At 71.1% G+C, this 14116-nt stretch carries 14 protein-coding genes; 10 read left to right on the top strand and 4 right to left on the bottom strand.

Going from position 1 to position 14116, the window contains the following annotated elements:
• Positions 1-25 precede the first annotated feature (25 nt).
• Positions 26-1558 carry an NAD(P)/FAD-dependent oxidoreductase gene (locus tag GEV28_RS25165; RefSeq protein ID WP_291414689.1) on the top strand — a complete coding sequence of 511 codons (1533 nt, stop codon included), beginning with the start codon at positions 26-28 and terminating at the stop codon, positions 1556-1558.
• Between the two features lie 37 nt (positions 1559-1595).
• Here GEV28_RS25165 and GEV28_RS25160 read toward each other — a convergent pair whose 3' ends face one another.
• Both GEV28_RS25160 and GEV28_RS25155 read right to left on the bottom strand, forming a co-directional pair.
• Complete coding sequence (locus GEV28_RS25160) at positions 1596-1847, bottom strand: mycoredoxin (protein ID WP_291414688.1); 252 nt, start codon at positions 1845-1847, stop codon at positions 1596-1598.
• Between the two features lie 87 nt (positions 1848-1934).
• Positions 1935-2870 (bottom strand): hypothetical protein, encoded by a 936-nt coding sequence (locus tag GEV28_RS25155; protein WP_291414687.1) that lies wholly within the window; start codon positions 2868-2870, stop codon positions 1935-1937.
• A 203-nt stretch (positions 2871-3073) separates the two neighbouring features.
• Between GEV28_RS25155 and GEV28_RS25150 the strand changes: the two genes are divergently transcribed.
• Genes GEV28_RS25150 through GEV28_RS25140 form a run of 3 tightly spaced genes read left to right on the top strand, consistent with a single transcriptional unit; the run spans position 3074 to position 7474 of the window.
• A complete protein-coding gene (locus GEV28_RS25150) occupies positions 3074-5704 on the top strand; it encodes a valine--tRNA ligase (RefSeq protein ID WP_291414686.1) in 2631 nt (876 codons plus the stop codon).
• 4 nt (positions 5705-5708) lie between these two features.
• Positions 5709-7076, top strand: coding sequence for a folylpolyglutamate synthase/dihydrofolate synthase family protein (locus GEV28_RS25145; RefSeq protein ID WP_291414685.1), 1368 nt, complete (start codon positions 5709-5711; stop codon positions 7074-7076).
• Positions 7073-7474 carry a DUF4233 domain-containing protein gene (locus GEV28_RS25140; protein WP_291414684.1) on the top strand — a complete coding sequence of 134 codons (402 nt, stop codon included), beginning with the start codon at positions 7073-7075 and terminating at the stop codon, positions 7472-7474. Before GEV28_RS25145 ends, GEV28_RS25140 begins: the two co-directional genes overlap by 4 nt.
• Positions 7475-7510: 36 nt before the next feature.
• Here GEV28_RS25140 and GEV28_RS25135 read toward each other — a convergent pair whose 3' ends face one another.
• Complete coding sequence (locus GEV28_RS25135; protein ID WP_291414713.1) at positions 7511-7861, bottom strand: GntR family transcriptional regulator; 351 nt, start codon at positions 7859-7861, stop codon at positions 7511-7513.
• An 87-nt stretch (positions 7862-7948) separates the two neighbouring features.
• Here GEV28_RS25135 and ndk point away from each other — a divergent pair, with 87 nt between their 5' ends.
• The 5 genes from ndk to GEV28_RS25110 all read left to right on the top strand — a co-directional run bounded on the left by ndk (position 7949) and on the right by GEV28_RS25110 (position 11497).
• Positions 7949-8356: a nucleoside-diphosphate kinase gene (gene ndk / locus GEV28_RS25130; RefSeq protein ID WP_291414683.1), complete on the top strand. Its 408-nt coding sequence runs from the start codon at positions 7949-7951 to the stop codon at positions 8354-8356.
• A gap of 256 nt (positions 8357-8612) precedes the next feature.
• Positions 8613-9539, top strand: coding sequence for an ABC transporter ATP-binding protein (locus GEV28_RS25125; RefSeq protein WP_291414682.1), 927 nt, complete (start codon positions 8613-8615; stop codon positions 9537-9539).
• 50 nt (positions 9540-9589) lie between these two features.
• Complete coding sequence (locus tag GEV28_RS25120; protein WP_291414681.1) at positions 9590-9802, top strand: hypothetical protein; 213 nt, start codon at positions 9590-9592, stop codon at positions 9800-9802.
• 28 nt (positions 9803-9830) lie between these two features.
• Positions 9831-10667: an ABC transporter permease gene (locus GEV28_RS25115; protein ID WP_291414680.1), complete on the top strand. Its 837-nt coding sequence runs from the start codon at positions 9831-9833 to the stop codon at positions 10665-10667.
• Positions 10668-10675: 8 nt separating this feature from the next.
• Positions 10676-11497 carry an ABC transporter permease gene (locus GEV28_RS25110; protein WP_291414712.1) on the top strand — a complete coding sequence of 274 codons (822 nt, stop codon included), beginning with the start codon at positions 10676-10678 and terminating at the stop codon, positions 11495-11497.
• Between the two features lie 28 nt (positions 11498-11525).
• On the opposite strand, the gene GEV28_RS25105 is transcribed toward GEV28_RS25110, so the two are convergent.
• Positions 11526-11936, bottom strand: a complete 411-nt coding sequence (locus GEV28_RS25105; RefSeq protein WP_291414679.1) for a DoxX family protein — start codon at positions 11934-11936, stop codon at positions 11526-11528.
• A 108-nt stretch (positions 11937-12044) separates the two neighbouring features.
• On the opposite strand from GEV28_RS25105, the gene GEV28_RS25100 reads away from it, so the two are divergent.
• The gene (locus tag GEV28_RS25100) at positions 12045-13961 is read left to right on the top strand and encodes a TIGR03960 family B12-binding radical SAM protein (protein WP_291414678.1); all 1917 of its coding nucleotides are present in this window, start codon (positions 12045-12047) and stop codon (positions 13959-13961) included.
• Positions 13962-14116 lie beyond the last annotated feature (155 nt).

Below are 14116 nucleotides of genomic sequence, written 5' to 3'. Positions count from 1 at the left end.
GGGGGGCGCTAGTACCTTGAACCGGGTGACGCAACGCTATGACGTGGTAGTGGTCGGCGGTGGCCACAACGGCCTGGTCGCCGCCGCCTACCTGGCCCGCGCCGGCCGCTCGGTCCTGGTGCTCGAACGACTCGACCGGGTGGGCGGTGCGGCCATCAGCGCCCCCCCGTTCCCCGGGGTCGGCGCCCGACTGTCCCGATACTCCTATCTGGTGAGCCTGCTACCCAGCGCGATCGTGGCGGACCTGGGGCTGCGGATCTCGTTGCGGTCGCGCGCGGTGTCGTCGTACACGCCGACGCCGCGGTCCGGCGCCCCGGGCGGGCTGCTGGTGGAGCGCGAGCCTGGACCGGCGACCGCGGCGTCGTTCCGCGCGCTCACCGGATCGGACGCCGAGTTCGCGAGCTGGTCGCGCTGGTACGGCGAGCTCGCCGCGATGGCGAAGGCCGTCGCGCCGACCATGCTCTCCCCGCTGCCGTCGCGCGACGCGCTGCGTTCACTGGTCGTCGAGGCCGCCGGGGAACCGTTGTGGCGTCAGGTGTTCGAGCGCCCGATCGGCGAGGCGATCGAGGAGACGTTCGCCGACGACCTGGTGCGTGGCGTGGTCGCCACCGACGCGTTGATCGGCACGCACACGTCGCTGCGGTCGGAGTCGTTGCTGGCCAACCGATGCTTCCTGTACCACCTGATCGGCGACGGCACCGGTGAGTGGCGGGTGCCGGTCGGCGGCATGGGTGCGGTCAGCGGCGAGCTGGCGCGCGTCGCGCGCGAGGCCGGCGCGACGCTCGTCACCGGCGCCGAGGTGACCGCCGTCGACGCGGACGGGGACTCGGCGCAGGTCCGGTACGTGGCGGGCGACGAGGAGGTCACGGTGGCGGCGGGGCATGTGCTCGCCGGCGTCGCGCCCGCGGTGCTGGATCGCTTGCGGGGGCGCACATCCGAGCCACCTGCCGGGGCCCAGCTCAAGATCAACGTGTTGTTGCGCAAGCTCCCGCGGCTGCGCTCCGGCGTCGATCCGAGGGTGGCGTTCGCGGGCACGTTCCACCTCGACGAGTCCTATGTGGAGCTCGAGGACGCCTACCGGGCGAGTGCCGCGGGCGAGGTCCCCGATCCGTTGCCCGGCGAGATGTACTGCCACACGCTGACCGACGAGTCCATTGTGGATTCGGGACTGCACACGCTCACGCTGTTCGGGCTGCACCTGCCGGCCCCGCTCTTCGCCGCCGACAACGCGCGCCTCCGCGACACGTTGGTGGACCGCTATGTCGCGGCCCTGAACCGCCACCTCGAGGACCCGATCGAGGACTGCGTGGCCACCGACGTGGACGGCCGCCCGTGCGTCGAGGCCCGCACCCCGCTCGACCTGGAGGAGGAGCTCGCGATGCCGGGCGGCCACATCTTCCACGGCGACCTGGCGTGGCCGTACCGCACCGACGGCACCGGCGACTGGGGCGTGGCGACGGACGTGCCCAACCTGCTCCTGTGCGGCAGCGGCGCGACCAGGGGCGGTGGCGTGAGCGGCATAGCCGGCCACAACGCCGCGATGGCCCTGCTCACCTGACGAGGCCCCGCCGGAGCGGGGCCGGCGCCGTGGGAGGTCAGGCCGCGAGCTGGTCCTTGACCTGGGCCAGTGTGGGGTTGGTCAGGGCCGCGCCGTTCGGGAAGTGGACGGTCGGAACGGTCTGGTTGCCGCCGTTCACGCTCATCACGAAGTCGGCCGCACCCGGCGTGCGCTCGATGTCCACCTCGGCGTACTCGATGCCCTCGCGGTCCATCTGCGACTTCAGTCTGCGGCAGTAACCGCACCATGTGGTCGAGTACATCGTCAGCTTGTTCGGCGCCTGGGTCATCGCACGCTCCTGGTCACTCCGATGGGGGGCACGAGACATAACGCACCGCGGGCACCGGACATGCCCGGTGAGCCAAAAGTCACAAGATCAGGCCGGGCAGCCGCTCGTGGCCGGCAGCGGGCTGGCCGGGTCGAAGTACGTCGCCGGCTCGCGGGACTGGCTCGCGGTCACCGCGCGCTCCGTCGACGCCGGCGTGAGGTAACCCTTCCGGTACGTCTCGCACCCCATCGAGTACGCGTAGCCTGTCGCGTCGCCGTACCAGAGGCCCTGGCTGCTCGCCGTCCAATGGTCGCCCGCCCGGAGCACGTAGTCGACGTCCGCGCGCACCACGACCAGCACGTTCATGGCGTCCACCAGCCGCGTCGGGCCCTGCGGCTCGAACGCGTAGACGAACACGTAGTTGGTGTGGACCACCAGCTCGCCAGCGTCCCCCGCGGTGACGTTCATCTCGCCGTCGACCTTGGCCTGCGCCGGCAGCAGCTTCGCGGTGTCCGACACCAGGCTGACCAGCGACTGCACCTCGGGCTCGCGCCCGCCGATGAACAGCGGCTCAAGCTGCCGGCGCGCGTCGGGCGCGAGCTTGTCCAGGAACGCCGACGGGTCGTGGTCGACCACCATCCGCCGGTCCAGCCGGCTCGCCACCAGCACGTCCCGCACGAGCGCGGTGGCCGCCGCGACCTGCTCGGCGCTGAACCCGCCGACCGCCTCCGGCGCCGGTGCGGCGATGCCCGCGGCCCCGTCGGCCCAGTCCTGGGCCGGGGTGGAGTCGAACGGTCGGGACAGGTCGACCAGCGGCGCCGTCGCCGTCGCGGCCGCCGGGGCCGTCCCGGTCAGCGGCGCGGCCGCGGGCTCGGCCCCGAAGAAGGGTCGAACGTCCCCGCCCTGATCAGCAGGGTCAGCACCGCGCCGACCGCGAGGATCACGAGCCCGCCGGCCAGCCAGCGGGCATGCCGGCGCCGCCGCGCGGTGCGCAGCAGTTGCCGCACGTCGGCGCTGGCCGCGCGTTGGACACGGCCCGCCCACTCGGCATCCTCGGCCGCCGGGTCAGCGGCGGACTGGCGAGGGTTCACCGGCTCCCCAAGTGTGCTGTGGTTGACGCATCAACCAGCCAAAACATGAACTATCTGGTGCTCAGCACATCGATTCAGCCGTTCGCAGTGTTAACAAGTCCGGCTCCGGGGAACTCGAATGCATGCCGGTCAGCGCGGTTCGTAGACTCTTCGAGCGTGACTGGAACCTCATCGCGGCAGACCACCGACCTACCGCCGGCCTGGGAGCCGGCGACGGTAGAGGCGGAGCTGTACCAGCGATGGGTGGACGCCGGCTACTTCACCGCCGACCCGACGAGCGACAAGCCGCCGTTCTGCATCATCATCCCGCCGCCGAACGTCACCGGCAGGCTCCACATGGGCCACGCCCTCGAGCACAGCCTCATGGACGCGATCACCCGGCGCCGCCGGATGCAGGGCTACGAGGTGCTGTGGCTCCCCGGCATGGACCACGCCGGCATCGCCACCCAGAACGTGGTCGAGCGCGAGCTCGCCGGCGAGGGGAAGTCCCGCCACGACCTGGGCCGGGAGGCGTTCGTCGACCGGGTGTGGCAGTGGAAGGCCGAGTCCGGCGGCAAGATCCTCAACCAGATGCGCCGGATGGGCGACGGGGTCGACTGGACCCGCGAGCGGTTCACCATGGACGAGGTCCTGTCCCGGGCCGTCCAGACGATCTTCAAGCGGCTGTTCGAGGACGGGCTGATCTACCGCGCCGAGCGGATCATCAACTGGTGCCCGCGCTGCCACACGGCGCTCTCGGACATCGAGGTCGAGCACTCCGACGACGAGGGCGAGCTCGTCTCCGTCCGCTACGGGGACCGCGACCACTCGATCGTCGTGGCCACCACCCGCGCGGAGACGATGCTCGGCGACACCGCGGTCGCGGTGCACCCGGACGACGAGCGCTACAAGCACCTCGTCGGCACCGAGGTCGAGCTGCCACTCACCGGGCGGATGATCCCGGTCGTCGCCGACGAGCACGTCGACCCGGAGTTCGGCACCGGCGCGGTCAAGGTCACCCCCGCCCACGACCCGAACGACTTCGAGATCGGCCGGCGCCACCACCTGCCGGCGATCACGATCATGGACGAGCGCGCGGTGATCACCGCGCACGGCCCGTTCGAAGGTCTGGACCGGTTCGAGGCGCGGCCCGCGGTGGTCGCGGCGCTGCGCGCGCACGGCCGGATCGTCGCGGAGAAGCGGCCGTACGTGCACTCGGTCGGGCACTGCACCCGCTGCGGCACGGTGGTCGAGCCGCGGCTGTCGCTGCAGTGGTTCGTCAAGGTCGAGCCGCTCGCCAAGGCCGCGGGTGACGCGGTGCGCGACGGCCGGACCACGATCTATCCGCAGGACCTCGTCAAGCGCTACTTCGACTGGGTCGACAACATGCACGACTGGTGCATCTCGCGCCAGCTGTGGTGGGGTCACCGCATCCCGGTCTGGTACGGGCCCAACGACAAGGTCGTGTGCGTCGGCCCGGACGAGGAGCCGCCCGAGGGCGATGGGTGGCACCAGGACCCGGACGTGCTCGACACGTGGTTCTCCTCGGCGCTGTTCCCGTTCTCGACCCTCGGCTGGCCGGAGCAGACCAAGGACCTCGAGCGCTTCTACCCGAACCACCTGCTGGTCACCGGCTACGACATCCTGTTCTTCTGGGTGGCCAGGATGATGATGTTCGGGCTGTACGCGATGGACGGCGCGCAGCCGTTCGACCACGTCTTCCTGCACGGGCTCGTCCGCGACCCCACCGGCAAGAAGATGTCCAAGTCCCGCGGCAACGTCATCGACCCGCTGGACTGGCTGGACCGCTTCGGTGCCGACGCCACCCGGTTCACCCTGGCCCGCGGTGCCAACCCGGGCAGCGACATGGCGATCTCCGAGGAGTGGGCGGGTGGCTCCCGCAACTTCGGCAACAAGCTGTGGAACGCCACCCGGTTCGCGCTGATGAACGGCGCGACGACGGCCCGGGAGGTGCCGGCGCGCGACACGCTCACCGATGCCGACCGGTGGATCCTCGACCTCACTGACGCCGTCGTGTCCGAAGTGGACGGTCTGTACGAGGACTACCAGTTCGCCAAGCTGTGCGACGCGCTCTACCACTTCACCTGGGGCGAGCTGTGCGACTGGTACCTCGAGCTCGCCAAGGTGCAGATCGCCGAGGGCGGCGAGCGCGCCGACTCGACCCGGGCCGTGCTCGGCCACGTGTTCGACGTCGTGCTGCGCCTGCTGCACCCGCTGGTCCCGTTCGTCAGCGAGCGCTTGTGGACCACGCTCACCGGAGAGGAGTCGCTGGTGGTCGCGGCGTGGCCCGCGGCGTCCGGGCACGCGGCCGACACCGAGGCGGCGCGGCGGGTCGACGGGGTGCAGAAGCTCGTCACCGAGATCCGCCGGTTCCGGTCCGACCAGGGCGTCAAGCCCGGCCAGCGGGTCCCGGCCCGACTGTCCGGTGTGGACGCGGCGGGGCTGTCCGCGCTCGCGCCGGCCGTGGCCGCGCTGGCCCGGCTGGAGGCGCCGGGCGAGGCGTTCACCGCGAGCGCGTCGCTCGAGGTCGCGCTGGCCGGTGGCAGCGTGGTGGTGGAGCTGGACCTGTCCGGCACGGTCGACATCGCCGCCGAACGCAAGCGCCTCGCCAAGGACCTCGCCGCGGCGGAGAAGGAGCTGGCCGGCTGCGACGCCAAGCTGGGCAACCCCAACTTCACCGACAAGGCGCCTGCCGAGGTGGTCGCCAAGATCACGGCCCGGCGCGAGGTCGCCGCCGCCGAGATCGAGCGGATCACGGCCCGGCTCGACGCCATGCCGGGGAGCTGACCGGATGTCCACAGTGGACGAGTCGGTCTGGGACGACCTCCGCCAGGTCGAGGCGGAGCTCAACACCCGCTGGCCCGAGACCAGGATCGAGCCGTCGCTGACCAGGATCGCGGCACTCGTCGACATGCTCGGCGACCCACACAGGACCTACCCGGCACTACATGTCGCGGGCACCAACGGCAAGACGTCGGTGGCGCGGATGATCGACGCGCTGCTCAGCCGGATCGGCCTGCGGGTCGGCCGGTTCACCAGCCCCCACCTGCAGCTGGTGACCGAGCGGATCGCGATCGACTCGGCGCCGATCGCGCCGGAGCGCTACGTCGAGGTGTACCGGGATGTCGAGCCGTACATGGCGATGATCGACCGCGGCGCGGAGGTGCAGCTCTCCAAGTTCGAGGTGCTCACCGGCATGGCGTTCGCCGCGTTCGCCGACGCGCCGGTCGACGCGGCGGTGCTCGAGGTCGGCCTCGGCGGCACCTGGGACGCCACCAACGTGGCCGACGCCCGGGTCGCGGTGGTGGGTCCGATCGGGGTCGACCACGTCGAGTACCTCGGCCCGGACCTCGCCGGCATCGCGCGCGAGAAGGCGGGGATCATCAAGCCCGGCGCGATCGCGTTGCTCGCCGAGCAGTCGCCCGAGGTCGCGACCGTCCTGTTGGAACGGTGTGCCGAGGTGGACGCCACGGTCGCCAGGGCGGGCATGGAGTTCGGCGTGCTGCGCCGGGACGTCGCGGTCGGCGGGCAGCAGCTCAAGCTGCAAGGGCTCGGCGGCGCGTACGACGAGATCTTCCTGCCGCTGCACGGCGCGCACCAGGCCGACAACGCGGCGCTGGCGCTCGCCGCGGTGGAGGCGTTCTTCGGCGCGGGCGCGCAACGGGCGCTGGACAGTGAGGCGATCCGGGAGGGTTTCGCGTCGGTGGTCGTGCCGGGCCGGCTGGAGCGGGTCCGCTCGGCGCCGAGCGTGTTCGTCGACGCGGCGCACAACCCGCACGGCGCCCGCGCGCTCGCGACCGCGCTGGACGAGGACTTCGGGTTCCGCAACCTGGTCGGCGTCGTGGGGGCCATGCGGGACAAGGACGTCCAGGGCATCCTGGCCGCGCTGGAGCCGGTGCTGCACGAGGTGGTGATCACCACGAACTCCTCCGAGCGGGCGATGGATCCGAACGAGCTCGGGGAGGTCGCGGTCGAGATGTTCGGCGTGGACCGGGTGACCGTGGCGCCCCGGCTGGACGACGCGGTGGAGACCGCGATCCGCCTCGCCGAGGAGGACATCGGGACCAACGAGCCCATGTCCGGTGTCGGCGTGGTGGTCACGGGCTCCGTCGTCACCGCGGGTGAGACCCGGGCGCTCTTCGGAAAGCAGCCCGCGTGAGCACCAAGCCGCCCGCCAACCCGATGAGGTCGTTCGCCGGGGTGATGGCGGCGACGCTGCTGCTCGAGGTCATCGTCGTGCTGCTGTCCATGCCGGTCGTCGCCAACCTGGGCAGCGGCATGGCCACCTGGCAGGGCGTGCTGGTCGGCGTGCTGGCGCTCGCGTTGCTGCTCACCTGCGCGGTGCTGCGCAAGCCGTACGGCATCTGGGTCGCGGCCGGCCTGCAGGTCGTGATGATCGTCTGCTGGCTCGCGCTGCCCGCGCTGGGCATCCTGGGACTCGTGTTCGGCGTGGTGTGGGCGATCCTGCTGTGGATGCGCTGGGACGTCGCGCGCCGGATGGCCGAAGGGCGGCTGCCGGGCCAGCGGGCCGCCAAGCCCGGGTCCACAGAGGACTGAAGCCGGCCGGCCGGCCGGCCGCGCTCGTCGCGACGCTCAGCTGAGCGCTGCTCGGGCCGCCTCCATGGCCTCGTCGGTGTCGATGCCCAGCGCGTGCACGGTGGCCGCGTACTCCGCGGCGGCCTGGCGCAGCGCGATCCGGCTGCGGTCGCCGAGCGCGCTGACGAACGTGCCGGCCCGGCCGCGGGTCTCGACCATGCCGGCCTCCTCGAGCTCGCGGTAGGCCCGCGCGACGGTGTTCGCGGCGAGGCCGAGCTCGGTGGCGAGTGCGCGGACGGTCGGCAGCCGGGTACCGACGGCCAGCGTGCGGTCGCTGATCCGGCGGGCCAGCTGGGAGCGGACCTGCTCGAACGGCGGCTGGCTCGAGGAGACGTCGATGGTGATCAGATCTGCTGGCACGGCGTTCACGGTAACGGTCCCGAGGCGGGACGCTAGGCTGCGCCGGCACACACATCCAGTGTCTGAAGGAGAGTCGTGAGCGAGCGCAGTTTGGTCCTCGTGAAGCCGGACGGTGTCAGCCGTCGCCTGGTCGGGGAGGTCATCTCCCGCATCGAGCGCAAGGGCCTCACGCTGGCCGCGCTGGAGCTGCGGAACGTCGAGCGTTCGGTGGCCGAGCAGCACTACGCCGAGCACGCGGGCAAGCCGTTCTACGAGTCGCTGCTCGAGTTCATCACCTCCGGCCCGCTGGTCGCGATGGTCGTCGAGGGCGAGAACGCGATCGCGGCGTTCCGGCAGCTGGCCGGCGCCACCAACCCGGTGCAGTCCGCCACCGGCAGCATCCGCGGCGACTTCGCCGTCGAGGTGCAGTACAACATCGTGCACGGCTCGGACTCCCCGGAGTCGGCCAAGCGCGAGATCGACCTCTGGTTCCCCGAGGTCTGACTCGGCCGAGGGCTGGTGAACGGTGGGCGAACTCGTCATCAACAATCCGTGACGGTGCGCTGACCGAGCGCACGTTCGCCACGACACGGTCGTGCAGACCCTCGACCGCGGCCTGGCCGACCTGGTCGACCAGCGGCTGGCTGCGCCGCGCGCTGCGGATCCCGCCTCTCGACCGACGGTTCGCCGGACCCGGTCCACGTCGGCTCGGCACGTAAACTCGTTCGACTTGTCGGTGCCGGCATCTAGTCTGCCGAGCGTGGGTGACAACGGTGCGCTGGTTCGCGCGCGGGGGCTGGTGAAGCGGTTCGGCGAGTTCGCCGCGGTCGACGGGATCGACGTCGAGGTCCGGCGGGGCGAGGCGTTCGGGTTCCTGGGGCCCAACGGCGCGGGCAAGTCGTCCACCATGCGGATGGTGGGATGCGTCTCGCCCCGGTCCGGCGGCGAGCTCACGGTCCTGGGCATGGACCCCGAGCGGGACGGGCCGCGGATCCGGGCCCGGCTGGGCGTGGTGCCACAGCTGGACAACCTCGACTCCGAGCTCACCGTGCGGCAGAACCTGCACGTCTACGGCCGCTACTTCGGGCTGTCCAAGTCCCACGTCCGCGAGAAGGCGGCCGAACTGCTCGACTTCGCCCAGCTCACCGAGCGCGCCGACGACGAGGTCGAGCCGCTGTCCGGGGGCATGAAGCGCAGGCTCACCATCGCCCGCTCGCTCATCAACGACCCCGAACTGATGCTGCTCGACGAGCCGACCACGGGCCTCGACCCGCAGGCCCGGCACCTGCTGTGGGACCGGCTGTTCCGGCTCAAGCAGAGCGGCGTCACGCTCATCATCACCACTCACTACATGGACGAGGCCGAGCAGCTGTGCGACCGCCTGGTCGTCATGGACGGCGGGCGCATCGTCGCCGAGGGCAGCCCCGCCGAGCTCATCGGCCGGTACTCCACCCGCGAGGTGCTGGAGCTGCGCTTCCCGCCCGGTGAGAACACCGGGCACGCGCTGGAGGACCTCGCCGACCGGGTCGAGGTGCTGCCCGACCGCGTCCTGCTCTACGCCGCCGACGGCGAGACCGTGCTCGAGGCGGTGCATGCGCGGGGCGTGCGGCCTGTCTCCAGCATCGTGCGGCGCAGCACCCTCGAGGACGTCTTCTTACGGTTGACCGGCCGAACGTTGGTGGACTAGGGAAGGGGTGACAAGCACACCGATGGTGGTTACCGGGCTGACCCAGAACTGTGCCGCTGATCGCCGAGCAGTTCGGTTGCCTCCTGGCCGCCCAGGACAACCCGACCACCGGGATCGCGGGCACGTACGGCGGCTTCGGCTGCGGCCTCTGGTTCGCGTTGCCGCTGCTGAAGGCCGGGCCGCACGAGCTGGTGATCACGGGGAGCAGCGGCGACCTCGCGGTGAACGTGGTCTACCACCTCACGCTCACGTCGGTCACCTGAGGCCGCGGCCCACCCGGAGGACCGGCCGATGACCCGACAGTCCGAAGTGGACGCGCCGGCCGTGCCGCGGCCGAGCACGGGCCGGGTGCTCGGGCTCGTGCGGGGCCCGCTTATCGTGGTCGAGGGCATGTGGACCTGGTACCGCCGCAACTGGCGGGCCACCGTGGTCTCCAGCATCGTCCAGCCGGTGCTGTTCCTGCTGGCGCTGGGGTTCGGTCTCGGCTCGCAGGTCCAGTCGACCGACGCCACCGGGGGCCTGCGCTACGTCGTCTACCTCGCGCCCGCGCTGCTGGTGGCCACGGCCGCGCAGATCGCCGCGTTCGAGTCCACCTACCCCGTCCTGTCGGCGTTCAAGTGGCAGCAGACCTACCACGCCATCAGCGCGTCGCCGATCAGTCCCGCGCAGATCCTCGCCGGCCACCTCAGCTGGGTCGGCATCCGGCTGGCCGGGGCCGGCGCCGCCTACCTGGTGGTCGCGGCGGCACTCGGCACGCTCACCGGGCCGGGGGTGCTGCTGACGCTCGTGGTCGCCGTGCTCACCGGGCTGGCCGTCGCCGCGCCGATCACGGCCTACGCGGCCACCATCGAGTCGGAGGGGCAGCAGTTCAATGCGATCTTCCGGTTCGTCGTGATGCCCATGACACTGTTCGCCGGCGCGTTCTTCCCCGTCGAGCAGCTGCCGGTGTGGATCCGCCCGATCGCCTGGGTCACCCCGGTCTGGCACGGCACCGAGTTCGGCCGGGACGCCGCGTTCGGCACGCTCGCCTGGTGGCCCGCGCTCGGCCACCTCGCGTTCCTGCTCGCGTTGTTCCTCGGCGGCGCCCGGATCGCCGCGCGCAACTACCGGCGGCGGCTGTCGTCGTGACGGCCACGATGGACGAGGCGCCGCCGCGGGGCGGGCTGCTGCTTCGGATGCTGCCGACCGGCATGTACGCCGGCCGGGCGCGGGTCCTGGTGGAGCGGTCGATGCTGGTCAACCGGCGGGCCTGGCTCGCGGTCGTGTCCGGGTTCTGCGAGCCGCTGTTCTACCTGTTCGCCATGGGTGTCGGGTTCGGCAGGCTGGTCGGCGACGTCGCCGGGCCGGGCGGCGAGCCCATCGGCTACGTGGCCTACGTCGCGCCGGCGCTGCTGGCCGCGTCCGCGATGAACGGCGCGGTGTACGACGCCACCTTCAACATCTTCTTCAAGTTCAAGTACGCCAGGCTCTACGACGCGATGCTGGCCACCCCGCTCGGCCCGGTCGACGTCGCCGTCGGTGAGATCGCCTGGGCGCTGCTGCGCGGCGGGATGTACGCGTGCGGCTTCCTGGCCGTGATGCTCGGCATGGGGCTCCTCGCCTCGTCGTGGGCGGTGCTCGCGCTGCCGGCGGCGTTGCTGGTGGCGTTCTCGTTCGCCGCCATCGGCATGGCGTGCACCACGTTCATGCGGTCCTGGCAGGACTTCGACCTGGTGCAGCTCGCGCTGATGCCGATGTTCCTGTTCTCCACGACGTTCTTCCCGCTCGCCGTCTACCCGGGACCGGTCCAGGTCGCCGTCCAGTGCCTGCCGCTCTACCACGCGATCGAGATCATGCGGGCGCTGTCCACCGGGTTCGTCGACCTGTCGATCCTGGGCCACCTCGCGTACTTCGTGGTGATGGCCGCGATCGGCGTGGTCGTGGCGTCGCGCAGGCTGGGCGTCCTGCTGCTGCGCTGAGCCGGCGGCGCAGCAGCAGGACCGGGGCTCAGAACAGCGGGCCAGTGATCGTGATGCCGACGGCGTCGCCGTAGCCGGCGTAGAGTGCGAAGATCAGCAGGGCGGCCCCACCCAGCCCGACGGCCTTGTTGAAATTGACCATCTCCAGCTGCTTGGCCTGCGGGTCCGTCTCCTTCCAGAACGCGTGCATCAGGAACGCGGTCGGGAGCAGGAAGACCACCAGCAGCAGGGCGCCGAGGTCGAGCCAGATCCCCAGCAGCACCAGCAGCCCGCCCACGATGATCAGCACGCCACTGGCGAGGGTGGCGACCTTTGCCATGGGCACGCCCTTGCTCGCGGCGTACCCACCCATGGTTTCGGCCTGGGTGACGTGGGCATAGCCGGAGCCGATGAACAGAACGGCGAACAGGATGCGTCCGATGAGGGCGACGACGTCCACGATGACCTCCAAGAGGCAGGACGGGTAGTCAACTGTTCAACTGTCTCGCTTCGCGATCATCGGCGCAACAGGTGATCGCCAAGACGCGCGGGTTAGGCTGGCCGCATTATGGAGTCCGTTTTTCCCAGTCTCGAGCCGTTGCTGCCCAGGGTGTCCAAGCCGGTCCAGTATGTCGGCGGGGAGCTGAACTCGACCGTCAAGGACTGGGACGCCACTACCGTGCGCTGGGCGTTGATGTATCCCGACGCCTACGAGGTCGGCCTGCCCAACCAGGGCGTCATGATCCTCTACGAGGTGCTCAACGAGCAGCCCGACGTCCTGGCCGAGCGGACGTACGCGGTGTGGCCCGACCTCGAGGCGCTGATGCGCGAGCACGGCGTGCCGCAGTTCACCGTCGACGGGCACCGCCCGGTCGGCGCGTTCGACCTGCTCGGCATCAGCTTCGCCACCGAGCTGGGCTACACCAACATGCTGTCCGCGCTCGACCTCGCCGGTATCCCGCTGCACGCCGCCGACCGCACCGGCGAGCACCCGATCGTGCTCGCCGGCGGGCACGCCGCGTTCAACCCGGAGCCGATCGCCGACTTCATCGACGCGGCCGTCCTCGGCGACGGCGAGGAGGCCGTCCTCGAGATCACCGACCTGGTGCGCGCGTGGAAGCGGGAGGGCTCGCCCGGCGGCCGGGACGAGATCCTCACCCGGCTCGCCGAGACCGGCGGCGTGTACGTGCCGCGCTTCTACGACGTGAGCTTCGCCGGCGACGGCGCGCTCAACCCGGTCACGCCCAACCGCGACCGGGTGCCGGAGCGGGTCGCCAAGCGCACCACGATGGACCTCGACGCGTGGCCGTACCCGAAGCAGCCGCTGGTGCCGCTCGCGGAGAGCGTGCACGAGCGGATGAGCGTGGAGATCTTCCGTGGCTGCACCCGCGGCTGCCGGTTCTGCCAGGCCGGCATGATCACCCGGCCGGTGCGCGAGCGGTCCATCGAGGGCATCGGCGCGATGGTCCACAAGGGACTCGAGGCGAGCGGCTTCGAGGAGGTCGGCCTGCTGTCCCTGTCCAGCGCGGACCACTCGGAGATCGCCGAGATCACCAAGGGCCTCGCGGACCGGTACGAGGGCACCAACACCGGCCTGTCGCTCCCGTCGACCCGGGTCGACGCGTTCAACATCGACCTCGCCAACGAGCTGTCCCGCAACGGAAGGCGCTCCGGCCTGACGTTCGCCCCGGAGGGCGGCAGCGAGCGGATCCGCCGCGTCATCAACAAGATGGTGTCCGAAGAGGACCTCATCCGCACGGTCAGCGCCGCGTACGCGAACGGCTGGCGGCAGGTGAAGCTGTACTTCATGTGCGGGCTGCCCACCGAGACCGACGACGACGTGCTGCAGATCGCCGCGATGGCCAAGGAGGTCATCCGCGCGGGCCGGGAGGCCAGTGGCCGCAAGGACATCCGCTGCACGATCTCCATCGGCGGGTTCGTGCCCAAGCCGCACACGCCGTTCCAGTGGGCCGCGCAGTGCGACCCGGACACGGTGGACGACCGGCTGCGCAAGCTGCGCGAGGCGGTCAACTCCGACCGCAACCTCGGCCGCAACATCGGGATGCGCTACCACGACGGCAAACCGAGCATCGTCGAAGGGCTGCTGTCCCGCGGCGACCGCCGGGTCGGCGCGGTGATCGAGCGGGCGTGGCGCAACGGCGGCCGGTTCGACGGCTGGAGCGAGCACTTCTCCTACGAGCGCTGGATCTCCGCCGCCGCGGAGGAGCTCGAGCCGCTGGGCGTGAGCCTCGCGTGGTTCACCACCCGCGAGCGCGCCGAGGACGAGGTCCTGCCCTGGGACCACCTGGACTCGGGTCTGGACAAGGAATGGCTCTGGGAGGACTGGCAGGAGGCGCTGGACGAGCGCGAGCTCGACGACTGCCGCTGGACCCCGTGCTTCGACTGCGGCGTGTGCCCCGCGATGGGCACCGACATCGAGATCGGCCCGACCGGCCGCAAGCTGCTGCCGCTGAACCCGGTCTAGTGTCCCGCGCCGGAAGTCTGTTGCTTATCTCGGCGGATCCAGGTTTCTGCTGGCAAGGCGCCGGTTCGTCCTCGTACCGGGTTGTACTCGGGCGGACCGGCAACGCCGCCAGCAGGAAGCTGGGCCGGCGAGACAAGTGATGAACTTCCGGCGCG

The sequence above is a fragment of the Actinophytocola sp. genome (assembly GCF_009379765.1).
Taxonomy (GTDB): Bacteria; Actinomycetota; Actinomycetes; order Mycobacteriales; family Pseudonocardiaceae; genus Actinophytocola.
Note: the sequence above shows the minus strand (reverse complement) of the source record. Positions and strands in the feature narration are given on the sequence as shown.